At 62.2% G+C, this 21617-nt stretch carries 26 protein-coding genes and 2 pseudogenes; 17 read left to right on the top strand and 11 right to left on the bottom strand.

Annotated features, from left to right (window positions below; all coding sequences use genetic code 11):
• Positions 1–65: 65 nt before the first annotated feature.
• Positions 66–671 (top strand): annotated as a pseudogene (locus PX52LOC_RS18350) (IS3 family transposase); the annotation flags it as partial.
• A 28-nt stretch (positions 672–699) separates the two neighbouring features.
• On the opposite strand, the gene PX52LOC_RS18345 reads toward PX52LOC_RS18350, so the two are convergent.
• From PX52LOC_RS18345 to PX52LOC_RS18330, 4 genes are all read right to left on the bottom strand, one after another.
• Complete coding sequence (locus PX52LOC_RS18345; RefSeq protein WP_149111461.1) at positions 700–1152, bottom strand: recombinase RecT; 453 nt, start codon at positions 1150–1152, stop codon at positions 700–702.
• A 63-nt stretch (positions 1153–1215) separates the two neighbouring features.
• A complete protein-coding gene (gene bet, locus PX52LOC_RS18340) occupies positions 1216–1566 on the bottom strand; it encodes a phage recombination protein Bet (protein WP_149111460.1) in 351 nt (116 codons plus the stop codon).
• The gene (locus tag PX52LOC_RS18335; RefSeq protein WP_149111459.1) at positions 1566–2069 is read right to left on the bottom strand and encodes a siphovirus Gp157 family protein; all 504 of its coding nucleotides are present in this window, start codon (positions 2067–2069) and stop codon (positions 1566–1568) included. The genes bet and PX52LOC_RS18335 overlap by 1 nt, the downstream gene beginning before the upstream one ends.
• A 187-nt stretch (positions 2070–2256) precedes the next feature.
• Positions 2257–2604 carry a hypothetical protein gene (locus tag PX52LOC_RS18330; protein WP_149111458.1) on the bottom strand — a complete coding sequence of 116 codons (348 nt, stop codon included), beginning with the start codon at positions 2602–2604 and terminating at the stop codon, positions 2257–2259.
• Between the two features lie 272 nt (positions 2605–2876).
• Here PX52LOC_RS18330 and PX52LOC_RS18325 point away from each other — a divergent pair, with 272 nt between their 5' ends.
• The 8 genes from PX52LOC_RS18325 (at position 2877) to PX52LOC_RS18290 (ending at position 8724) form a co-directional block, all read left to right on the top strand.
• Entirely contained in the window at positions 2877–3137 is a 261-nt protein-coding gene (locus PX52LOC_RS18325) for a hypothetical protein (protein ID WP_149111457.1), read from the top strand.
• Positions 3127–3477 (top strand): DUF1064 domain-containing protein, encoded by a 351-nt coding sequence (locus tag PX52LOC_RS18320; RefSeq protein WP_149111456.1) that lies wholly within the window; start codon positions 3127–3129, stop codon positions 3475–3477. The genes PX52LOC_RS18325 and PX52LOC_RS18320 overlap by 11 nt, the downstream gene beginning before the upstream one ends.
• Positions 3474–3935, top strand: a complete 462-nt coding sequence (locus PX52LOC_RS18315; RefSeq protein WP_149111455.1) for a helix-turn-helix transcriptional regulator — start codon at positions 3474–3476, stop codon at positions 3933–3935. Before PX52LOC_RS18320 ends, PX52LOC_RS18315 begins: the two co-directional genes overlap by 4 nt.
• Before the next feature lie 134 nt (positions 3936–4069).
• Complete coding sequence (locus PX52LOC_RS18310; RefSeq protein WP_149111454.1) at positions 4070–4450, top strand: YdaU family protein; 381 nt, start codon at positions 4070–4072, stop codon at positions 4448–4450.
• Positions 4451–4502: 52 nt separating this feature from the next.
• Positions 4503–5879 (top strand): IS66 family transposase, encoded by a 1377-nt coding sequence (gene tnpC / locus PX52LOC_RS18305; RefSeq protein ID WP_149111388.1) that lies wholly within the window; start codon positions 4503–4505, stop codon positions 5877–5879.
• Positions 5880–6452: 573 nt separating this feature from the next.
• Positions 6453–6695: a hypothetical protein gene (locus tag PX52LOC_RS18300; RefSeq protein WP_149111387.1), complete on the top strand. Its 243-nt coding sequence runs from the start codon at positions 6453–6455 to the stop codon at positions 6693–6695.
• 493 nt (positions 6696–7188) lie between these two features.
• Complete coding sequence (locus PX52LOC_RS18295; protein WP_149111453.1) at positions 7189–7527, top strand: hypothetical protein; 339 nt, start codon at positions 7189–7191, stop codon at positions 7525–7527.
• Between the two features lie 528 nt (positions 7528–8055).
• Entirely contained in the window at positions 8056–8724 is a 669-nt protein-coding gene (locus PX52LOC_RS18290; protein WP_149111452.1) for a hypothetical protein, read from the top strand.
• Between the two features lie 292 nt (positions 8725–9016).
• Here PX52LOC_RS18290 and PX52LOC_RS18285 read toward each other — a convergent pair whose 3' ends face one another.
• On the bottom strand, positions 9017–9547 hold the full coding sequence (locus PX52LOC_RS18285) for a YceK/YidQ family lipoprotein (RefSeq protein WP_149111451.1): 531 nt from the start codon (positions 9545–9547) through the stop codon (positions 9017–9019).
• A gap of 213 nt (positions 9548–9760) precedes the next feature.
• The gene (locus PX52LOC_RS18280) at positions 9761–10186 is read right to left on the bottom strand and encodes a hypothetical protein (protein WP_149111450.1); all 426 of its coding nucleotides are present in this window, start codon (positions 10184–10186) and stop codon (positions 9761–9763) included.
• A 185-nt stretch (positions 10187–10371) separates the two neighbouring features.
• On the opposite strand from PX52LOC_RS18280, the gene PX52LOC_RS18275 reads away from it, so the two are divergent.
• The 3 genes from PX52LOC_RS18275 to PX52LOC_RS18265 all read left to right on the top strand — a co-directional run bounded on the left by PX52LOC_RS18275 (position 10372) and on the right by PX52LOC_RS18265 (position 11617).
• Positions 10372–10662: a hypothetical protein gene (locus PX52LOC_RS18275; RefSeq protein WP_149111449.1), complete on the top strand. Its 291-nt coding sequence runs from the start codon at positions 10372–10374 to the stop codon at positions 10660–10662.
• A gap of 46 nt (positions 10663–10708) precedes the next feature.
• On the top strand, positions 10709–11188 hold the full coding sequence (locus tag PX52LOC_RS18270; RefSeq protein ID WP_149111448.1) for a hypothetical protein: 480 nt from the start codon (positions 10709–10711) through the stop codon (positions 11186–11188).
• Between the two features lie 210 nt (positions 11189–11398).
• Positions 11399–11617, top strand: coding sequence for a hypothetical protein (locus tag PX52LOC_RS18265; protein WP_149111447.1), 219 nt, complete (start codon positions 11399–11401; stop codon positions 11615–11617).
• A 269-nt stretch (positions 11618–11886) separates the two neighbouring features.
• Here PX52LOC_RS18265 and PX52LOC_RS18260 read toward each other — a convergent pair whose 3' ends face one another.
• From PX52LOC_RS18260 to tnpC (PX52LOC_RS18250), 3 genes are all read right to left on the bottom strand, one after another.
• Complete coding sequence (locus tag PX52LOC_RS18260) at positions 11887–13119, bottom strand: IS701 family transposase (RefSeq protein ID WP_149109166.1); 1233 nt, start codon at positions 13117–13119, stop codon at positions 11887–11889.
• Positions 13120–13210: 91 nt separating this feature from the next.
• Positions 13211–13819: a DUF6891 domain-containing protein gene (locus PX52LOC_RS18255; protein ID WP_149110580.1), complete on the bottom strand. Its 609-nt coding sequence runs from the start codon at positions 13817–13819 to the stop codon at positions 13211–13213.
• A gap of 128 nt (positions 13820–13947) precedes the next feature.
• Positions 13948–15324, bottom strand: coding sequence for an IS66 family transposase (gene tnpC / locus PX52LOC_RS18250; RefSeq protein WP_149110579.1), 1377 nt, complete (start codon positions 15322–15324; stop codon positions 13948–13950).
• Between tnpC (PX52LOC_RS18250) and PX52LOC_RS18245 the strand changes: the two genes are divergently transcribed.
• The 3 genes from PX52LOC_RS18245 (at position 15323) to PX52LOC_RS18235 (ending at position 16655) form a co-directional block, all read left to right on the top strand.
• Positions 15323–15655 carry a hypothetical protein gene (locus PX52LOC_RS18245; RefSeq protein ID WP_149111446.1) on the top strand — a complete coding sequence of 111 codons (333 nt, stop codon included), beginning with the start codon at positions 15323–15325 and terminating at the stop codon, positions 15653–15655. The two genes, tnpC (PX52LOC_RS18250) and PX52LOC_RS18245, sit on opposite strands and share 2 nt — an antisense overlap.
• Positions 15656–15781: 126 nt before the next feature.
• On the top strand, positions 15782–15997 hold the full coding sequence (locus PX52LOC_RS18240) for a hypothetical protein (RefSeq protein WP_149111445.1): 216 nt from the start codon (positions 15782–15784) through the stop codon (positions 15995–15997).
• The gene (locus PX52LOC_RS18235; RefSeq protein ID WP_149111444.1) at positions 15987–16655 is read left to right on the top strand and encodes a hypothetical protein; all 669 of its coding nucleotides are present in this window, start codon (positions 15987–15989) and stop codon (positions 16653–16655) included. Before PX52LOC_RS18240 ends, PX52LOC_RS18235 begins: the two co-directional genes overlap by 11 nt.
• 337 nt (positions 16656–16992) lie before the next feature.
• Here the strand turns inward: PX52LOC_RS18235 and PX52LOC_RS18230 are convergent, their stop codons facing one another.
• Positions 16993–17295 (bottom strand): hypothetical protein, encoded by a 303-nt coding sequence (locus PX52LOC_RS18230; RefSeq protein WP_149111443.1) that lies wholly within the window; start codon positions 17293–17295, stop codon positions 16993–16995.
• Between the two features lie 173 nt (positions 17296–17468).
• Here PX52LOC_RS18230 and PX52LOC_RS18225 point away from each other — a divergent pair, with 173 nt between their 5' ends.
• Positions 17469–17774 carry a hypothetical protein gene (locus PX52LOC_RS18225; protein WP_149111442.1) on the top strand — a complete coding sequence of 102 codons (306 nt, stop codon included), beginning with the start codon at positions 17469–17471 and terminating at the stop codon, positions 17772–17774.
• Positions 17735–17980 (top strand): annotated as a pseudogene (locus PX52LOC_RS18220) (hypothetical protein); the annotation flags it as partial. The gene PX52LOC_RS18225 and the pseudogene PX52LOC_RS18220, both read left to right, overlap by 40 nt.
• 345 nt (positions 17981–18325) lie before the next feature.
• Here PX52LOC_RS18220 and PX52LOC_RS18215 read toward each other — a convergent pair.
• Positions 18326–21376 carry a beta strand repeat-containing protein gene (locus PX52LOC_RS18215; RefSeq protein ID WP_149111440.1) on the bottom strand — a complete coding sequence of 1017 codons (3051 nt, stop codon included), beginning with the start codon at positions 21374–21376 and terminating at the stop codon, positions 18326–18328.
• Positions 21377–21617 lie beyond the last annotated feature (241 nt).

The raw sequence follows: 21617 nt of genomic DNA, 5'->3' as shown, positions 1-21617 counted from the left end.
ATCTCGTCGTCCAAACTATCAGAGCCACGGTTAGAATATGCGGTGCCGGATGGCTGGCCCGCAACGGCCACCCGGCGAACCGCAAGCGGGTCCAGCGGTTGCTCCGGGTCATGGGCCTGGAAGCCATCCACCCGAAGCCGAAGCTGTCGGCCGGGCGGGGCCACCCGGTGTACCCGTACCTCCTCCGCGGCGTGCCGATCGACCGCGTCGGGCAGGTGTGGAGTGCCGACATTACATACCTGCCGCTGCCCGGCGGGTTCATGTACTTGGCCGCCACCATCGACTGGTACAGCCGGTACGTGGTGGCCTGGCGGTTGTCGAACACGCTCGACGGGGCGTTCTGCCGGGACATGCTGGACGAGGCGTTGGCGGCCGGCACCCCGGAGGTGTTCAACACCGATCAAGGGGTGCAGTTCACGGCCGGGGCATGGGTCGAGCGGGTGGAGGCGGCCGGGGCGCGGGTGAGCATGGACGGCCGGGGGCGGTGCCTGGACAACGTGTTCGTCGAGCGGCTGTGGCGGACGGTGAAGTACGAGGACGTGTTCCTGCGGGGATACGAGACGGTGACCGAGTTGGAGCGGGGGTTGAAGGCGTACTTCACCTTCTACAACGAGGCCCGCTTGCACCAGTCACTGGGGTACAAGACCCCGGCCGAGGTGTACCGGGCCGGACGGTCAAAAGAGCCGGCGAAGGAGTAGCTTAAATTCGTCGGTTTTTGGTCTCGCAAATGGGGTCCACTATAGCCTCAACGCTATCGAAGGCACCGACATACTCCATAACCCGGTCGGCGAACTTACCGAGGGGGACGAGCTGCAACCCCTCCGACATCTCGAAGATGGCCGGAATTGTGTCGTTTGAGGCGATCCGTTTGAGGCGTTCTTCCTTCTCGAATGCTTCTACGGCCTCAGTCGCTGACATGTCGAGGTACACTTTCGCCATCTCCTCTTGGACGTACAGCCCGCTCATGTCTTCCGGCCAGCCCCGCCGCAGCGCCTGGGCTTCGGCGCATTTGCCCAGCATGACGTGGGGCATATTCTTCCAGTTGCCGTCTTTCAGCAACTTCTTCCCTTTTGGCACCCGTTTCTTCTTCGGCTTGCCAGTGTCTTCCCACACGTCACCCGTGTCGATCCAATCGAACGCGGCGTAATCCAATGGTGCGAATTCGTCCCAGCGAGCTTCCCCCGCAACGGGATACCATTGCTTGTCCGGGCCGTATTAGAACACCTTAACCACGGCGCGCACCAGGCCTGCCGGGTTTGTCTCAGGGTCTTTGGCGGCCGGATCAAACTCGAAGCGGGTCTCTTCATCCGCCGGGCGGTAATCGCCGCAGCGCTGTGCCTTGGCGCGGTAGCCGTCGATGCTCGTGACGATGACGAGCTGCCGCTTGTCGGGCTTGTCCTTGTTGTAAACCTGGGCAAAAATCTGCTTTTTGAACGGATCGAGTCCCTGTTGCTTGCAAATCTCGATGAAGAGGTTGAATTCGTCTGTGTTGCAGTCTTTTGCCACCGTGTGCTTGATGAGCGTGAGTTGTGGTGCGGTGTACCCGCGTTGAGCGATCTCGTTCATTACTTCCTCCTAATTGTCAGCGAAATGGTACCGTTACCGAGCGACACCCCCTCCAGCACCTCCCCGTCTTGAAGCACGGCTTCGCGGACGGCTTTCTTGTCGAGCTTGGGCGGCTGCGGAATGAAGAACCTTGACGGGATGGCCGACTCGTCGGTGATGACGACATCTGGCTTCTTCGCGGAAACGCTCAGTGTCAAGCACGGCGAGGGGATGGTCTTTTCGCTGCGGATGTCCATGCACTGGAGCACGATGGTGCGGAGTGACTCAGCGGAATGCAAGAGCCGTTGCTTCCGAGCTTGCAGTTCCTTTATCCTCTCCTCTACTGCCTTCGCCTGGTGCTCCCGCTCGACCGCTTCCTCGGCCAACTCCAAACACAATGCCTTGAAGTCGTCGCACTCGTTCAGGCCGTCCGACAAGTCACTGAAATCGGCCGATTCTTGCGTGTAGCGAAGATCGCGCAGTTGCTTAATTTTTGAACGGATCGTCACCGCCTCTTCAGTCATAAGCGTTCTCTCTACGTTTGGTTGCAGTGTCACAGATGCCTCCACATGTCCAAGTGGAGAAGAACGAGCACCACGCAAGGCGCTGCGACAAGTGCGAACAAGCCGAGGACTTCGAGGCAATACCTGAGAAACAGGGCTATCGATTCGAGCGCGGTAGAGACGGGTTTTGAGACGTGCATAAATCCTCCTATGCTGCGTTTAAACGGTTAGCGGCCAGCTCGGCTGAGCGGCGAACTTCGAATTGTTCCTGCCAGCGGGACTTCCACTGACCGATGAAGCGGCATTCATCGGTCAGGGTCGTTGAGATGCGCGATATGTCCTCGGACAGCATATCCGTCACGGCATCATGGAGCTGGGCTTCCAGGTCGATCCAATTCTGCTCCGTGTGCTTGGCGAGTAACCCGTCCGGACATTCCTGCTGGTAGCGGACGACGCACGCCACCATGGCTTCCACGCAGTTCTTGAGCTGACCGTTTAGAAAGAACTGATAGCTAACGGCTTCCTCGTCGGTCATGTGGCGTTCAGTGTTAGACATGATGCACTCCATTGCTTGTTGACTGTGGCCTTGCAATAATGTATGACATATATCAGATTAACCGTCAAGCACAAAAACAATCACTATGACACAAATCGACAACCTATTGAGTGTGGCCGATATTTCTCGGCTCCTGGGCCTCCGATGGGAAACCATTTGGCGATGGATGAAGCAAACTCCAAAAATTGAGGCGTACATTCGTCGTCCCAATTTAACGCTTTATAAACCAGATTCTGTTATGGATTGGCTCCGAACCACAAACCGGAGCAAGTATGCCGACCTCCTATCCCACGCCCTCGCCGAAGAACAGCTCCGCCGAGCTGGTAAAGAAACGCATCCAGGACAAGTCGCCGAACCGTCCGCACTGGACGCAAATCAGGCTTAGCGACGAGACCGAAGCGCTCTGCGCCGTGCTCGACCATTTCAACTCCCTGCACTTCTCCGACCGCGACCGCCTGGCCAAGAAGATCGACCCCAACCACGGGCGGCTCATCCACCAGCCGGAACACAAGGGCGGCTTCGATGCCGCGTAGCCGCGCCAGTTGGGGGCGGAAGGGCAAGTACAACAACACCCGCACTTGCGTTGACGGCATCTGGTTCGACAGCAAACTGGAAGCTGCCCGCTGGCAGGAGCTGCTGCTGCTCCAAAAGGCCGGGGAGATCACCGACCTCCGCCGCCAGGTGCCCTACCGCCTTGACGTGAACGGGTTTCTCATCTGCCGTCTCATTGTCGATTTCACCTATCTCGATTCGGCAACCGGCAAGTTGGTGACAGAAGACACCAAGGGCGTGTTGACGCCGGAATGTGCTATCAAGCTCAAACTCATGCGTGCCATCCACGGCATCGACGTGCAACTCGTGAGGAAGAAATGACCGAAGAACAATCACCCCTGTACAAAATGCGGTTCGAGATCGAGCTGGTGGAACTCGTCACACGGGGGTACACCGCGAAGCAGGTCGCCGACAAGCTCGCCGTCTCGGAATTCACCGTCCGCCGCATCTGCAAGAAGCATCGCGTCAGCGTTGACCGGGAAAAGCCCCGCAGCAAGCCCAGGCCGGAGCACAAACGGGTGATGCCCAGCCAGGCGGATGACTTCCTCCCCTTGGGGAAAATGGCATCCGAGAAGCCCGATCCCATCCGCCTCGCCAAGGAATCCCTCATCGACGCCTACCTGCTCAAGCTGACGAAGCCGATCCTCGACATCCGCGATGACGGCTTTTACCTCCGGGGCAAGCCCGCCAACCTATCGGACGTGATGAAGGAGACGAACCGCCACCGGATCGGCTGGGGGTTGGAACAGGTCGTGACGAACCCGGCGTGGGCGGTGTGAAGAAAGTGGTTGACCGAAGCGGCGGGCTGATTTACCTGGTGAGTGAAGGCGAGGATAGGGTGGCCACCCGAAAAGCAAACTCCTCCGGCTTGCTTCCTCGCCGTTAGCACGCCGGATCGAACGACCGGAGGGTTATGGCAGAAAACAACCAGTGGTACCCCTTTTACACGGGCGATTATGCCCGAGACACCGCCCACCTCTCACTACTTGAGCACGGAGCCTATCGCCTGCTGCTCGACCATTACTACGCAACTGGCTCGGCACTCCCGAACGATCCTGAAAAGCTGTACCGCATCTGCCGGGCGAGAACGCCAAATGAACGCAAAAGTGTGCTGTCGGCGGTGAACGAATTCTTTCATCAAGACGGAACGTTGTTGCGATCAACTCGGTGCGACCGAGAAATCGCTAAGCGACTGAATATCAGTAAAACCCGTTCTGCAAATGCTATGCAAAAGCAGAGCAAAGGCTCAGCCAATGGATCTACAAAAGATAGTACAAAAGAGGTACTTGATTAGCGCCCTCGGGCGGTGAGTGGTGGTTTCCCACCCCTGCGACTACGATACGCGCATGGACGAGCCGGTGTGTCCCGGTTGCCGGGAACTCTCCAAGCAGGTCGCCGAACTCACGGCCCAGGTCGCCGAACTGACCCGGAAGCTGGAGGAGGCAACACGCGCCGGTAAGCGCCAAGCCGCCCCGTTCCGCAAGGGGCCGCCCAAGCCCGACCCGAAGACGCCGGGCCGCAAGTCGGGCGACGCCCACGGCACTCATCGCCACCGCCCCTCGCCAACCGAACCGATTGCCGAGCGCCACGACGCCAACCTCCCCGATGCGTGCCCGCACTGCCGGGGCCGCATCGTCGAGACGGGCACTGCCGACCAGTTCCAGACCGACATCCCGCGCGCCCCACTGGTCCGCAAGTTCAGCGTCCATATCGGGCACTGCGAGTCGTGCGGCAAGCGTACCCAGGGCCGGCACCCGCTCCAGACCTCCGACGCGCTGGGCGCTGCGGCCAGCCAGATCGGCCCCGACGCGCAGGCCGCTGCCACGCTCCTGCACACCCAGATGGGATTGTCGCACGGCAAGGTCGCGTCGATCTTCCAGACCCTGTTCGGCATCACGCTGACTCGCGGAGCCAGCGCCCAGATCGGCCTGCGGGCCGCGACCCGGCTGGAGCCCGACTACCGGCTCATCCTCGACGAGGTGCGGTCGTCCGAGCAAATCGCGGCCGACGAGACGGGGTGGCGGATCGGAGGGCAACCGGCCTGGCTTCACGCTTGGGTCGGTGACCGGGCCACCGCCTACGCCATCGACTCAAAGCGCAGTGCCGACCCCTTGGAGCGGGTGATCGGGCGGAACTGGTCGGGCGTCCTGAGCCACGACGGGTTCGCCTCCTACGAGCGGTTCGAGGACGCGATCCACCAGCAGTGCGTGGCCCACGTACTCCGCCGCGCCCGGGAGCGGCTGGCGGGTGCCACCCGCGGAGCCGTGCGGTTCCCGCGACAGGTGATCGGACTGTTCACCGAGGCGATCCACTGGCGCAACGAGTACGTGCCGGGCGCGTGGTCCGACGACCAACGCGACGCGCATCGGGTATCGTTCGACGACCGCCTGCTGGAGTTGGTGAGCCGACCGCGGGCCGTGCCCGAGTACGCGACCTTGGCGAAGCACTTGCGGAACCACTTCGAGCAGTGGTTCGCGTTCGTGTTCGACCCGCGGATCGAGCCCACCAACTGGCAGGCCGAGCAGGCCATCCGCCCGGCGGTGGTGAATCGGAAGGTGTGGGGCGGCAACCGGACGGACTCGGGCGCGCGAGCGCAGGGGGTGCTGATGTCCGTGTTCGAGACGTGTCGCCGCCGAGCCCGTTCGGTGGTGGATCACGTCGGTCAGACGCTGGGCTGGTTCGGCAATCGGCTCCTGCCACGTCCTCTCCTGCTCGCGCGATGAATGACTACCGGTACAGGGGAAGATCAGCGCGCGACTACGGGAGAGAGGGTGATGAAAGCTAGGGGATAAGCTCGGAGAAAATGCCGACGGGGACAACCGATGACCGAAGCGGAATGGCGGACCTCCGGCGACGCCTCGGCGATGTTGAGGAGCCTGCCCCAACCGGTTTCGGGACGGCGGTGCCTTCTTGCCGTTTGCGGTTATGGGAGGCGGATCGAACAGTACGTCCCACACGCTTCGGTCGTATTACATCTCGCCGAGTGCGAGCGCGGGGCCGATGGGCTTACAACAATCGACAACTCGAATGAGGCCATGCACGATCGCATCGACTCGGTAGCCGCGCCTTTCCCCCGAGACAGCTCTCAGCGCCGAATCAGCGTCTCGCTTCTGGAGTGCCTGTTCGTCGCGCAACTCGAGCGCCCTTACATCCACACCGGGTCGTACCAAGTACTTCGCACCTCGGTCGTGAATCTCATGCGGATCGACCCGGGCAACGATCGAAGCGGGCCGGAACGCCATTCGGACGAATGGCGAGCGCATTGGGAACACGAGCGCAACGCGCAAGCAGATATTGTGCGAGACATCTTCGGGAACCCGTTCCGCCCGGTGGCGTTCGCCGCGGCGTGGCTCACCGACACCGCGGTCGCTATCGCGCAGGGGATGTACGAGTCACGTGACTTCGCGGCGATGCCGATTCTGGCCGACGCCCTTCAAGACGCCGGGTGCGACAACGAGGACATCCTGAACCACTGCCGCGGGCCGGGGCCGCACGTCAGGGGGTGCTGGGTGACGGACGCAGTGCTCAACAAAGAGTGATCGGCGACTATCGGATTAATGGTCCGGTGATCGAGCTGCGACAGAGTTCAACGCGCTAAACAAGTACCAAAAGAGTGGGTAACTACAGCCACAGCCACAGAAGTATCTAACGATACTTCCATTGCTTGCAGCAATGCGCGCGAGCCGACTCAGTTTGAGCTGGTTTACCGAACTGGCTGTGTAACTTTCCCCCTGCTTGCCACCGCCAACACATCACCGATCCACCAGTGGATCGCCAACGGCTGTGACCCAACCCTGGACATCCTCCCAGAGATCAACCGTCACGCCGTGAAGCGCATCACCGCCTGGAAGTACTTCACCGGCGGAATCATGGACGCCAAAGCTACCCGCGAATCACCTCTGCCGAAAGGAACGCCTCATGCAAACTCTCTCCCAGACACTTCCCGCCGTTACGAACGCTCAAGTTGGACTTCCGAAGGCCAACGTCTCGCCGCCAAGTACCGACGGGAGGCCGAGCTTGAGGAACAAAGAGATGCTCACGGAATTGCTGAGCCGGATCTGCGCCTTGCAGAAGGGGTATGGGAAGACGCAGGCGGAGCTGGAAACTCTGGTGGAGGGGTTCTCGTGGGCACTAGTTGGCTACCCGATGAGTGACGTGAACCTGGCGTTCCAGGCGTACATCGTCACGCAAAGCGACATTCCGGCCCCTGCGGACATCATCAAGCTCATTCGGTCGAACAAGCAATCCGACGAAGCAACCCCTCCAACGGTCAGCCAGTTACTAGAATATCGAAGCAGAGGGATTCCGCTATCCCCGAAGCAACAAGCTGATTTGCAAGAGTACGAACGAAGTGGAGCGCACCATGGCTGATTCAGTGGTTGCCATCCTGAGTTATTACGATCGCGGTTCGTTGACGGCGAACGACGTACTCAGCGTGCTCTGCAAACACCTCGTGGAGAAACCCAGCGATTTCGAGCCATGCTATTTTGCCCTGATCCAGCACAGACACCCAGAGATCAACATTTTGGCCGGTCGCCTGAATCTGTTTTTCGAATCATATCAAAGCGAACACCTCGAATCATTACATCAACCAACGGAGACCACATCATGACCTGGATTTACCTGCTACTCGGCGGCATCGTCGCCTACCTACTTCTCGCACTTGCCCTCGTGCTTGCGTTCGCGTGGGCACTGGAACGTGGAAATGGGGAGGTGTTATGATTTACTTTCCGGTGTTCTCGCTCGGATGCGTTTTTGCATCCCTCACTGTGGCGTTTTTTATGTGGTTATCCACACCACAGATCAAGAACGAAGACCTTTATCGATTCTGCTTGGTAAAGAATATCCCGCTTGAGGAGTGCAAAACGCCATTGTGGCCAGCAAAGAAAGGAGCTGGCCATGAGCAATAACCTGACAGATGCCCTATCCAGGCTGCTTCTCAGCCCCGCTAGCGGTGAGTTTGCCAATATCTGGAACGGTGCCGTCTCACGTTGTATCCGGATCACCGAACCGCTCCAATCCCGCATCACCGAGCAGGAAGAGGAAATCCAGCTAATCCGAAAGCTTAACAGCGACCAGAAAGCGCTTTCCGGCAATATCATTCGATCCTTGGAAGAGGAAAACGCCAAGCTTAAGGCTGTTGCTCAATGCCCATACATTTCAACTGGGCAAGATGGAACCAGCCATTGCCGGTTAGCAGAAGGCAGCGCCAGGCTTAAAGTGGGAGGGGATGACATGGCGATTTTAACCGCCCTTGATGCTGCGTGTATTCACATTGAACCAGAAAATGATGATGGCTTTGCCTCCGGTTGTAGAATGCTTACGCCGCATGATGCTTTAAAGTCTATGCGTCCCTACCTCCACCCCCAGCAACAGCCAGCAGCCCTGCCGGTGGTGAGTGGAAAAGATATTGTGCAGAATTTCAGAGAGTATGCCTTTGAAATTCCGCTAGGAAAAGAAAACAAACATCGTGGCGCATCAGAATATAATTGGGCGATTTATCATCTAAAAATGCTTGAAGCCGCTCTTGCCGCCCTTCAATCCAACGATGGGGGCGGCAATGAGTAGCGGGACAATTACAACCGAATACACAATCTGGTGCGGATATTGCGAGCATCACGAACAAGAATGCTTTTTCGCCACTAAAACCCCGTATCGGAGAGCGTGTTTAAAAGCTGGTTGGAAAATGAAAAAGGGGTTATTCATTTGCAAGGCTTGCCAAGCACGCGGAGAGATTCACTCATTTCATTCCGACGAAGCTTATAAGTCCCGACGCCATAACGAAGAAAAGCAAAAAGCACTTTGGGCTAAGTTATCGGGTCTTCAATCCAGCCAGTAGAGAGAGTGATGAGCCAGGCCGTCACTGAGATGGCAGAAGCGGGTTACCGTTTTGAGTCAACGGCTCGACTGGGGTCGGAAGCGGTTGGGTCTTCGCCTCCTGCGGTATGATTTGCGATGTCGTCGAACTCGCGGGAACTGATGGCATCCTCACTGACGGCATGTTGGAAACGGATGAGACGGGGACATCGGCCGGGAATTGCACCGCCGCCGAGCTCCTGATCGAGTGGGTTGCCGATGAAGGCTGAATGCCGTTGCTTAAAGCGTAAAGCTCCACGAAAGGCCAAGTCACAATGTCGCCGACCAGGCTCAAGGGCAAATCCAGGGTCGTGAGGATGATCGACAGCCTACTCGCGTAAGTCCCCGGCGGTGCTTTTTGGTTGATATTCAGATTGCTATCGGAGGTGATAAACGTCAGATCCTGCTTGACCCCTCCGAAGGGTATCATCCCGCCGTGTTCCGGCCCGCGCGTGGCCACATTGGCGATCGTCCCACAGCCCGCCGTCGAGAAACATGAGAGCAGGAGTGCCGCACGGACTTGTCGATTCGTCATCTCGCCATCCCCCAGGGCGGCCGGAGGATAACGACCGGGGGCGAGGCTACAAGGCCAAACCCGTTGATCTGCCCGCTCTACGGGAACGTCAAGAAGTTGTCTGCGACAGCAGTGACGGCAACCAAATCTTCCCGAACGGGAAGAAAACAGTCAAAATGGGCTCGAAACAGGTCAAATCTTCCCGAACGGGAAGAAATCACCCTGAGCAACCGACTACTTCGCTCCGTCCTTCCACTTCGGCGTGACGGTTTCGGCGCACCAATGGCTCGATTTCTTATCGTTCCCACCCGGAGGCTGAACCGCTGCCTCGGCATCGATCCGGTACTCGCCAGGACGCGCGCGAACGACGAGTTTGTACGCCTTCCCCACTGCGGTCGTCCCCGTGCCTGTGAACTTGTCGCGGCTTTCCTTCTTGAGCGTGAGCGACGTGAACTTCATGTCCTCCCGAACCTGCTGCTCCAACTGCTCGTCCGTCCACATCTTCATGCCGGGCGGGTCGTCATTGGCCGGTTCCTCGGCAACGGCGGCAGGTGTGTTCGCCTTGTCAGCCGCCTTCTGGTCTGCTGGCTTTTGGCCGGCTTTCTTGCAACCTGCCAGCGTGGCGGTGAGCGCGATCAGTAAAAGGAGTTGGCGGTTCATGGCGGATTTCCGGAGAGAAGTAGGATTTGTCGAGGTTAACCTGGGCAATGGAGAATCGCAACCACCGAGCAGATGAATCGTGAATTGAAAATTTCATCAACCGCTGGTAACGTCACGGCCCCCGCCCGGTAGCCACAACCAAGCGAACTTATCCCTGAGCTCATTGCCAGGCAGGATGCTGACGGATGAACCCGGAACACGATGCCTTCTTTACGCACGAAACGTGGAAGAACCAGAAAATGGACAGCGTGGTTATCAACGCACCGGCGACTGGCCTCAGCTTCCTCGTCCACTTCTACGGGGAGCAGATCAAGGGGATGCAGCGCCTCATCGGCCTGATCAAGGCGGAGGCACAGAAGGGCGCGGGGCGGGAAGGCGACCTCGCCCTGACGACCCTGGAATGCGACGTGGCGCGGTTGATCGACAGCAAGGAGCGGATGGAACGTGCCGCAAACTCGCGTGCGCCTGTTAATTGAAAATTAACTCGCACCGTGTTACCCTCCCGCGAACCAGGGAGGGTGCATGCGTTACGAAGAACGAATCGAGCCGACGCCGGAAATGCTCGCAAAGGGCACGGTCATCATCCACCGGGACTCAGACGGCAACTTCCTCTCCGCAGAACCACGGCACATCACGATCCTGCAATGGCTCGACGACATGCGGCTCCTGTCGCCGGAGTGCGTGTGGGCGGCGCACCGGTACATGGCCTGCCAGCACGCCTACGAGCGGCGCATCCGGGGCAAGGGGACATTCCTCGACCGGAGCGTCGGGGAGGGTGAGGGTGATCCATTCGAGCCGACGATGGCCGATGACTATTTGAAGATGGTGAGACGGCTTACCCGTGGCGAAACCGAAATCATAGATCGAGTTTGTGCCCGCGAATTTCAGGTCGGTAGCCGAAAATGGCTGTTTTCGGAGCGCGAGCGCTTCCACGAAGTATTTGAGAAACTGGCGGCAGCGGTGGAAGCTGTGCATGATTCACGGCTAAGCGGAAACGGATGACTCCCGAATCTTACACATTGCCCTTCGGCGCGTTGCCAACAAATATCGGGAAACCAGTGAATCTTCTCCCGGCGGAAACATTCACCCGCCGCCCTGAATTTTCACGCCGTTACTGTCCAAAAAACCGGCAGAAAGAGAATTGTTTGAACTACGGTATGCCTACTCAGAGGGATTTGAAAGGCTTTACCTGACGAACTCGCGGAGCCGCCCATGCTGCGAATTTATTTGCTCACCTTGGCATCAGTCGCCGTCCTCATCGGCGCGAACGAATACTGTGAACATCACAACGGGAAAGGGCTGCTGGCACGAAGCGGGATCGAGCGGTTCGTTGACCGGCAGCTCGGGCAGTCCGGGAACGGGGAGCCGGGCCTGTTCAAACTCGTCACCACGGGCTTCGAAGCCAACAGCACCATCGGCGGCTGCCAGTGATCGCGGATCAACATTTTCCTTGCGCGTAAAGATTCAATGTGGTAACGGTGAATTCGCGTGACGGGTACGTCGCGCCTGGAATTTAGCCCCCTACGGCTCCACAACTCTTCCCCGCCCCGGCGGGGATTTTTTTGTACTTGTTTAGTATTACTCCGTTAGCTAGGGCGGCCGCTTGCCGAGAAGTTCGGGCACGGTTTGACGGCAGACCGGGCAGCGGGCGCACCAGCACGCGAGCACCGCTTGCAACTGCTCCCGCAGCCCCGGAAGGGTCAGCCCGGCGAGACTTTTTTTCGGCGGGTCCGGCGGAGGTCTTGGAGGAAGGCGTAAGCCATCAGGACGAGGACGGCGTGGTGGTTCCATCCCCGCCACGACCGCCCCTCGAAGTGGTCCAACCCGAGCTCGTCTTTCAACTCGCGGTAGCTGTGCTCCACCCACCAGCGGCTCTTGGCCGCGGCGACCAATCGCTTCAGGCTCGTCGCGGCCGGCAAGTTGCTGAAGAAGTACTTGGCCGGCTGATCCGCCCCCGCCGGCCATTCGACCAGCAGCCAGCAGGCGCCCCCCGGCTCACGGCCGCTCGACAGCTTGTGCGCCGGTCGGACCCGCCAAGCGGCGAACCGGCCGGCCATCTTTCCCTTGGTCCCTTTCCGCCACATCACGGCGCGGAAGTCCGCCACGCGACCCAACGCCCATTCCTTGACGTTGGGTGATTTCGCCCCGGCCCGGACGCCGGCCGGTCGCGTCGGTGGTCGCCCGGTGCGGCCGGCCGGCGGGACCGGCCCCAGATCGGCGTCGGCCGCGACTACCTTCAACGTCGAGTCGATGCCGACGAAGTACGTCCGGCCGTCGGCCGCCAGTTGCTCGCGGAATTCGGTCACGGTCCCGAACAGGCTGTCGGCCAGCACGACGCCACAAAATCCATGGCCCGCCGCCTGCCGGAGCATAGCTAACGCCATCTGCCACTTCGGCCGGTAGCCGACCGCGACGGGGACGCCGGCCCGGGCCATGCGATCGGCGTCGTCCGCCCACGCTTGCGGCAGGTACAGTTGGGCGTCCAGCCCCACGACCTCTTTGGCCGTCGCGAACTGCAAGGTCACGGCCACCTGGCAACTCGCCACCTTGCCGAGGGTGCCGGTGTACTGACGGGCCACGCCGACGGAGTGCGTGCCCTGCTTGGGGAACCCGGTGTCGTCGATGATGACCACGCCGGCCGTGCCGAACCGGCGGGCGACCCACGCCTGCAGGCCGCCGCGGACCTCGCCGGTGTCCCACGGGCTCTGATTGAGGAACTGCTGAAGGGCTTGCTCGTAGTCCGCGTCGCCCTGCTCGATCGTCTTCAACCGGGCGGCCATCGGCTCGACACTCTTGCGGTGGCCGTCGAGGAGGATGCCCCGCAGGTAGGCATCGCACCATCGCCGGCGGCGGGCGTTGCCCAGCGTGCCCGCGACCTCGTCCAGGAAGGCGGTCAGCTCCCGCCGCAGCTTTGCAAGCTTCCGTGCGTCCATCCCGCCAGAGTACGGCGGGATCGAGACGAAGTAAATAACCTAACGGAGTAATATTAGCGGGTCAACTCGTTGGGTCTCGTTCGCCGATCGGTTACTCGGATAGCCGTCTCTGCCATTTGATGCCCTTTACTAGCAGGCGTGTCTTGATGGCCTCGTCCCAAACCACGGTGAAGCCGGCCGTCTCCAAGGCTCGCTTGATCCGTCGGCCTATTTCGATGCCTTTCTCGTCGTCGCCGCGGATATCGCCATAGGTAAGATGAAGATCACCGTTCTCCATGACCCGCTCCAGATCCTGACCGTGGTAGAAGCAGTAGCCGCCGATGCCCGACTGCTCACCACCAGCCTCGTGGTAGAACTGAGTCACATCGTCTAGGCCGTTGTCCTGGGTATAGCCCGCGTTCTGCAACGCCAGAATGCCTTGCTGCTCCAACAACTCAAAGACTTGATCCAAGCGGTCACAGTCAGTGATGGCTGGCCAGGCCAGCTCGTCCGCACGCTTCTTGCGGAACTCCTCTTCGATGCGAGCTCGGAGCCAGCCGTGATCAAGCTCACCCGGGCTGAGCACAGCCTCGTCGATCATCTCGACGATCCCGTCGGCATCGTAAAAACCCGACCACACGAATTGGCGGACGGATTCAACCGCGACTGCTTCCTTATCCATTCCGGCTCCGCTTCGCTCCTGGTTCTTCTTGGCCGCCACGCACGTACCAACGGCTCTCCCGTTGGTCACCTGTTGGCGACTAATGGACACGACTTCCTTCTCTCCCGCTCACGCATTCTTTCTCCGGCAATCGCATCTGGCCTTCCTCCGTTTCCGGTGCTCGTTCATCACCCGAACAGCGGCGGGCGTGTCAGGAGCCGGTTGCCGAACCAGCGTAACGTCTGGCTGATGTGGTCCACGACCGAGAGCGTCTGGCGGCGGCACGTCTCGAACACGGACATCAGTACGCCCTGCGCCTGCGCACCTGCCGCCGTCCGGTTCCCACCCCAGACCTTACGATTCACTACCGCCGGGCGGATCGCCTGCTCGGCCTTCCAGTTCGTCGGCTCGATCCGCGGGTCGAACACGAACGCGAACCACTGCTCGAAGTGGTTCCGCAGGTGCCGCGCCAGAGTAGCGTACTCCGGCACCGCCCGCGGTCGGCGCACCAGATCCAGCAGGCGGTCGTCGAACGACACCCGATGCGCGTCGAGTTGGTTGTCGGTCCACGTCCCCGGCACGTACCCGTTCCGCCAGTGGATCGCCTCGGTGAACAGCGCGATCACCTGCCGCGGGAAGCGAACGGCCCCGCGGGTGGCGGTCGCCAGCAGGTCGCGGGCGCGGCGGAGCACGTGGGCCACACATTGCTGATGGATCGCCCCCTCGAACCGCTCGTAGGAGGCGAACCCGTCGTGGCTCAAGACACCCGACCAGTCCGCTCCGATCACCCGCTCCAGGGCGTCGGCACTGCGCTTCGAGTCGATGCCGTACGCGGTGGCACGGTCACCGACCCAGGCGTGGAGCCAGGCCGGGTGCCCTCCGACCCGCCACCCCGTCTCGTCCGCCGCGATCTGCTCGGACGACCGCACGTCGTCGAGGATCAGCGTGTAGTCCGGTTCGAGCCGGGCCGCGGCCCGCAGGTCGATCCGGGCGCTGGCCCCGCGGGTCAGGGTGATGCCGAACAGGGTCCGGAAGGCCGACGCGACCTTCCCGTGCGACAGGCCCATCTGGGTGTGCAGGACCGCGGCCGCGGCCTGGGCGTCGGGGCCGACCTGGCTGGCGGCCGCACCCAGGGCGTCGGATGTCTGGAGCGGGTGCCGGCCCTGGGTGCGCTTGCCGCACCCCTCGCAGTGTCCGACGTGGACGCGGAACTTGCGGATCAGCGGCGTGCGGGGGATCTCGGTCTGATACTGGTCGGCGGTGCCGGTCTCGACGAGGCGGCCCCGACAGTGGGGGCAGGCGTCGGGCAGGTGCGCCTCGTGGCACTCGGCGACCTGCTCGGGCGGGGGCGGCGGACGGTGGCCGTGAGTGCCGTGGGCGTCGCCCGACTTGCGGCCGGGCGGCTTTGGGTCGGGCTTCGGCGGCCCCTTGCGGAACGGGGCGGCCTGTCGCTTGCCGGCGCGGACGGCCTCCTCCAGCTTCCGGGTCAACTCGGCGACCTGGGCTTCGAGTTCGGCGACACGCTTGAGGAGATCCCGACAGCGGGGACACGCAGGCTCGTCCATGCCGCGATACTACCAGATCAGCCCGCGTTCGACTGCCCTGGGGCCGGATGGGGCGCTAAACAAGTACATTTTTTTTAGGTACTCACATGGCCACGAAGAAGAAACCGGGCGGCGGGAAGAAATGCTGATGCCCTCAATCGATGAACTGATTCAGTCCTATGGCACGATTGCAACTATAGCCTCCATCGGTTGTACATCCCCGAACCCAATGGAGAAGGAGGCGTTCTCATGGATATACCATCACGCCAGGGAGAATCTCGATACGCTGATTAGCTGCAAGAACGAAGAGGAGCCAGCGGTCACAAAAGTAGCAATCGTTAGCGAAAGTTAAGAGTACATGCCGAGAGGATCAAAACCCGGAGAACGCAGAGGCGGTCGGGCTAAGGGAACAAAGAACAAGGGCACTCTCGAAGTTCAAGAGCTGCTCAGCAACCTGAACTGCGACCCCATCGAAGGCTTGGCGCGCATTGCCAACGGCGAGTCCCTTCTCTGCCGGGCATATCTGGGTAACGAAGACATCGAGGTTCGCCCCACGTTCGACCAGCGCCTCACCGCCTACAAAGAACTGGCCCAGTACGTCGCGCCGAAGCGGAAGGCCGTCGAGCACTCCGGCAGCATCGGCACGCACGAGGAACGGCTGGAAGACCTGCACGATTTGGACAATGCGCAGTGAGCTGGTCATCGCCCGCCGCCTGCGAGACGATTTTACCTATTATGCTCCGCGCGCCCTCCGCATCCGCACCAAGACCGGGACAGTCGACCCCTTCCGCCTGAACAAGGCGCAGCATCACCTTCACACCCAAGTCGAAGCCCAACGCGCATCAACCGGGAAAGTGCGGGTCATCGTCCTCAAGGGGCGGCAGCAGGGCATCAGCACCTACATCGAGGGGCGGTTCTACTGGCGGGTGACGCACCGCAAGGGCTGCCAGGCGTTTATCCTGACGCACGAGCAGCAGGCGACCGACAACCTGTTCAAGATGGTGGAGCGGTATCACGAGCACTGCCCCTCCTTGCTAAAGCCCCAGACGAAAGCAAGTAATGCCAAGGAACTGGTGTTCGGGCGGCTCGACAGCGGGTACAAGCTCGGCACCGCCGGGACGAAGGGAACGGGGCGTTCCTCGACGATTCAGCTATTCCACGGCTCCGAGTGCGGTTTCTGGCCGCACGCCGACGAGCACGCCGCCGGGGTGATGCAGGCCATCCCCAACCAGGCCGCGACGGAAGTGTTCATCGAGTCCACGGCCATCCGCCCCGCCGAATCGCGAATCGGCTTCATCCCACCGGCGAGGCGCGTCGGTTCGTCCCCGCCCCCGGCCAAGGCACCGGGGTGATCGCGTGTGCGGTCGACCCGGAATTCGCTCCCGTTCCTCCCACCCTCCCGCCGCCGACACCGACGCCCGCGAGTGCCGGGCGCTTGCCGCCGCTCGGAACCTGACGGCCGCGGACGTGGCCGCGACCCTGGCAGGGGTGGCGAACGAGGGAGGTATGCCCGGGCACCTGCGGGGCGACAACCGTCCGGACTTCATCGCCAAGGACGTGCGGTCGTGGCTGGCCCGGGCGCCCGGTCCGGGTGCCGCGCCCAAGGGCGTACCGACCGCTAACTCGCTTGGGCGCGTGCGAGCGATTCGTGCTAGCCGCGGAGTTGCCACGTGGCAACTCCGGAGGCCGTCAGCCGAGACTGGCCGCCCGGTCGATGCGGTCCCGGATCGTGCGGAGCTTGCGACCGAGTTGCTGGCATCGCAACGCGTGCTGCCGCCCCCGCCGCGGCCGCGGGTTGGCGACGATGCCTTGCAGGAACGCGACTTCGTGGGGGAGGAGCCAGATCGCCTTCTCGTCCTGCCCCATGAGTGCCTTGACCTTCGGGAACAGCGCGGGGACGGTCAGCAGTTCCAGGAACAACGCGGACCACTGGCCGAACGTTAGGCATAACTTGTGCGGAACGATGGCCGGTGGAATGACGACGGTGATCATGGGGTACATCCGGGTGGTGGGTAACGGTTCGCCGGCCTCCAGTATGCAGATCATGAGCAAGCATGCGAGCCGAGTTTTTGGGAAGTGATCTTGAGTCGGAGTTCTTCCGGAATTCCATTCAGTGTAAACAGCGGTGAAGAAGTGCAGCGCGTACCCGGCGGCCGAGGGCGCGGTTGCCGGCCGATCAGCTTGCAGACGCGAAGGTAAAGCGTTTCCAGGATGCCGCTGTTGGAGATGGACAGGAACTCGCGGGCGTAGATGATGACGTTCCCTTTGGAATCGACGGCGCGGCGGAATTAGCGGCGGAGGCTGGGCAGGGTCATGGCGTAGTAGCGGTGGTGCTCGTCGAGAATGCCGCCGTCGATCAACTCGCAGAGGATGGACCGGTCGGCGACCTGGGCGGCGATGCGGCCGTCGCGGATGTTCAGGTCGAGGTCCCCTTGTTGAGGCGAAGGAGCGGCGGCAGATCATCATGGTGACGCACAACCCCAATCTGGCCGTGGCGTGCGACGCCGAGCAGATCGTCTGCGCCTGGATCGAGCCGAAGGACGGGCACCGGGTGAAATACGTGGCCGGCTCGATCGAGAACCCGGAGATCAACCGGACCGTCCTGAACGTGCTGGAAGGTACGCGGCCGGCGTTCGACAACCGAGAGGCGAAATACCTTGCTGATGAGATCGGATAATGAACTTCAGGCTGGGATGAAAGCCCCGCTTTCCTCAACGTCGCTGCTTCAAGTGATTCCGAGGCAACCCACTGGTGCCGTTAATCGGCAAGGAGCGGCTCAGAACATACGAAACCTACGATGCTTGTTCGCAACCACGGAGTCAACGAAAGGGGAATGTTCTCGGAAGAGAACATCCCCGTTCCGTTACTTCCATGCGAGGTTGAGGCATAGATTTGGCGACAATGATCTTAAAGCAGTTCTACGCACCAGCATCACCAAGTGCGAGCACAAGTCTGTGGCCCTTGGCTCGGCTCATGGGCCACGGACTTGATCAGGATTTACTTCAGGCTACTTACTACATTATTAGACCTTCTTCCCACCCCCACTTCCTCCACCCCCACTTCCACCACCGGTCACAGATTTGATTGTGATGGTCGAGCTGGTCGCGGATAGCGACGCGTTGAGCACGTCCGAGACGGTCACAGTCGCGTTACCGGTCGCTGTCGCCGTGGCGGTGAAGGTGTGAACACCGGCGTCGGCGGGGCTGAACGTGTAGTCGGCCGGCAGGCCGAGGCCGGCCGCGGCCGAACCGATGTGGACCGTGCCGAAGTAGTTCTTCACCGTGTTGCCGTAGGCGTCCAGGGCCGTCACCTTGAACGTGAACGGCGTGCCCGTCGTGGCGTTCGTCGGAGTGTTGAGGACGAATTTCACCGCCGCCGCGTTCACCACCTCGAAGTTCGTGATCGTCGCCAGGCTTGCCGCGTTCGCCGCGTCCACCACGTTGAACGAAAAGAGCACGCTGTTCGGCGTCGCCGTCTTAAGCACGACGGTGAACGTGTGCACCCCGGCGTCGGCGGCCGTGAAGTTGTAGGCCGACGGCAGACCGGCTTGGGCGTCCGTGCTGGTGATGTTCACCTTCCCCTTGTACCCGACGATCGTGTTGCCGAAGGCGTCGGTCGCCCGCACGGTCAGGGAGATCGCGTCGCCGGCGGTGACGAGGATGTGCCCCTTGCTGTCGGTCCCGTTCGGCACGGACAGGATGAACCGGCCGAACGCCGCCGGCGTGACGGCGATGCCGGCCTGCGAGCCAACAAGGGTGCCGGTCAGGTCGCGGACGGTGAGCGACTGCGTGCCGGCCGTCTTCAGCGTGGCGGTGAACGTCTTCACGCCGGCGTCGGCGGCCGTGAACGTATAGCTCGCCGGCAGACCGGCCTGCACGTCGGAGCTGCTGAAGTAGACCGTGCCGGTGTACCCGGTGGCGACTTGGCCGATGGTGTCGCGGACGGTCACCTTGAACGACTGAGCGACACCGGCGACCGTCGCCGGGAAGCCGGTGACGGTGAACAGGGCGGCGACCGGCGGGGTGGCGTCGCTGGACACGGTGCCGGTGATCGTCGGGGCGGCCACGTCGGTGGCGGTGATCGTCTGCGTGCCAACAGTCAGCAGTTTCACACTCACCGTCGCCACGCCGTTGACGAGGGCCACGTCGGCCGGCAGCACGGCCGCCGGGTCGGAACTGGTGACGTGGACGGTGCCGGCGTAATCCGCAGCGACGTTGCCGTACACGTCGTTCGCCACAATCGACAGAGGTCGGACGACACCGATGGCCCCGCCGCCGCCGGCCAGGACCAGCGACTTGGCCGCGGCCGCGGCGACGTTCACTGTCGCCCCGCCGGTGATCGTGCCGCCCACTTCCGTGGCCGACACGAACCGCGGGCCGGACGACTTCATCGTGACGGTGAACGTGTGTGACCCGGCGTCGTCGGGCGTGAACGTGTAGTCGGCCGGCAGCCCCGCGAGGGCGTCGGTGCTGGCGAAGTGCACCCGGCTGCTGTACCCGGTGGCGACGGCCCCTTGCGTGTCCACGGCCGTCACGGTCACGGCGAACGTGTCGCCGGCGGTCGACGCGACGGGGGCGGAGAAGGCCAGCTTGCTCACCTGGCCGGTCACGGTCACGTGGGCCGACGCGGGGAACATGTTCGGGGCGGACAGCGTCACCGTCTGGTCGCCCCCGGTGACGAGGCGGATGGCCCCGGTGAAGGCGTGTGTGCCGGCGTCGGCGGCCGTGAACACGTAGGGGATGCCGGCGTCGAGCGGGTTGAAAGCGTATCCCGTGGCCGTCGTCGCGGCCGGGTCGCTGCTGCTGATGTAAACCACGCCGCGGAACCCCGTCGCCACGTTGCCGTTGCCGTCCACCGCCGTCACCGTCATCGGCAGCACCGAGCCGGACGTGGTGGTGGCCGGGGCCGTCACCTGGAACGTCACCGCCCCGGCGAGGTTCTGGTAGTCGGCGTGGTCGTTCGCCACCACCGTCACGCCGCTGATCGTCGGGTACGCTAGGTCGACCGCCCCGTCGCCGTTGAAGTCCCCGTGTGCCCCGGCCTCGAACCGGCCGGCCGGCGTGTTGAACGCGACCGACGGGTAGAACGTGCCGTCCCCCTTGCCGAGGCTGACCATGTACTGCGACCCGCCGCGGACGGCGAAGTCGTCGTTCCCGTCGTTGTTGAAGTCCGCGACTTCGATCTCGTACCCGGTCTGGCCGATGCCGTAGGTGTGCGGCGGGGCGTAGGTGCCGTCGCCATTGTTCATGATGACGCTCATCGACGTGGCCGAATACGAGTTCGGCACGGCGAAGTCCATGTACCCGTCGTGGTTGAAGTCCCCCTCGCCGAGGTACACCGGGGCGGAGAAGGCCGGGTAGCTGTGCACGGCGTCGAACGACCCGTCGCCGTGGCCGTGTAGGACGCTGATGGTGCCGACGCTGGCCGTGTTCGACGTGGCCATGTCAAGGTTGCCGTCGCGGTCGTAGTCGCCGACGACGAGATTGATGTTGTTGCCCGCCACGGCGACCGTGATCCCCGCCTGGAGGGTGCCGTCGCCGTTGCCGAGGTACACGGCCGCACTGTTGTCGGTGATCGTGGCCACATCGAACTTGGCGTCGTTGTTGAAGTCGCCGACCTTCACCGAGTGGGCGGCGAAGCCGACGGCCGGGAAGGCGGTCGGCGCACCGAACGTGCCGTCCCCGTTGCCGAGCAGCACGCCGAGGTCTGCCCCGGCGACGACGAGGTCCTTCTTCCCGTCGCCGTTCAGGTCGCCGGCCGCCACGTCGGTGACGAGCGACCCCGTGGCGAAGTTGGCCAACGGGGCGAACGACCCGTCGGCGTTGCCGAGCATGACCCCGACTGACCCGCCTGCGAGCATGTTGCTGGCCACCGCCATGTCGTCGCGGCCGTCGTTGTTCAGGTCGCCGACGGCGATGTTTCCGGCCCCGCCGCCGTAAGAGATGGGGGCGAGGAAGGCCGGCACCTCGCGGGCCTCCAGCGATTCGAACCCGAGGGCCGGGAGGGCCGCCCGCCGAACGCGGCGGTTGGGGCGGGGTTGGCCGAACAGTTTCCGACACCATTGAGAGAGCATTTATCCATCCTCCACGGGTGGGGAACGAGGTCGAAAGCGAACCGGGTACGCTGAGGGAGCCGAAAACCGCCGCCGCGTCCGCCACGGACACCGGCGAAACCCCTTCGCCCCTCACATCAGGAACGCCGGGCGGACGGGACACGAAACTTTCCGGCGGCCGAAAGATTTCGGAAAACCCGTGTCCCGTCCGCCCGGCGTTCCGGATGAAGTTGGCGTGGGAACGTGCGGCCTCGGCCTCGGA

It is taken from the genome of Limnoglobus roseus (assembly GCF_008254045.1).
GTDB classification, from domain to species: domain Bacteria; phylum Planctomycetota; class Planctomycetia; order Gemmatales; family Gemmataceae; genus Limnoglobus; species Limnoglobus roseus.
Note: the sequence above shows the minus strand (reverse complement) of the source record. Positions and strands in the feature narration are given on the sequence as shown.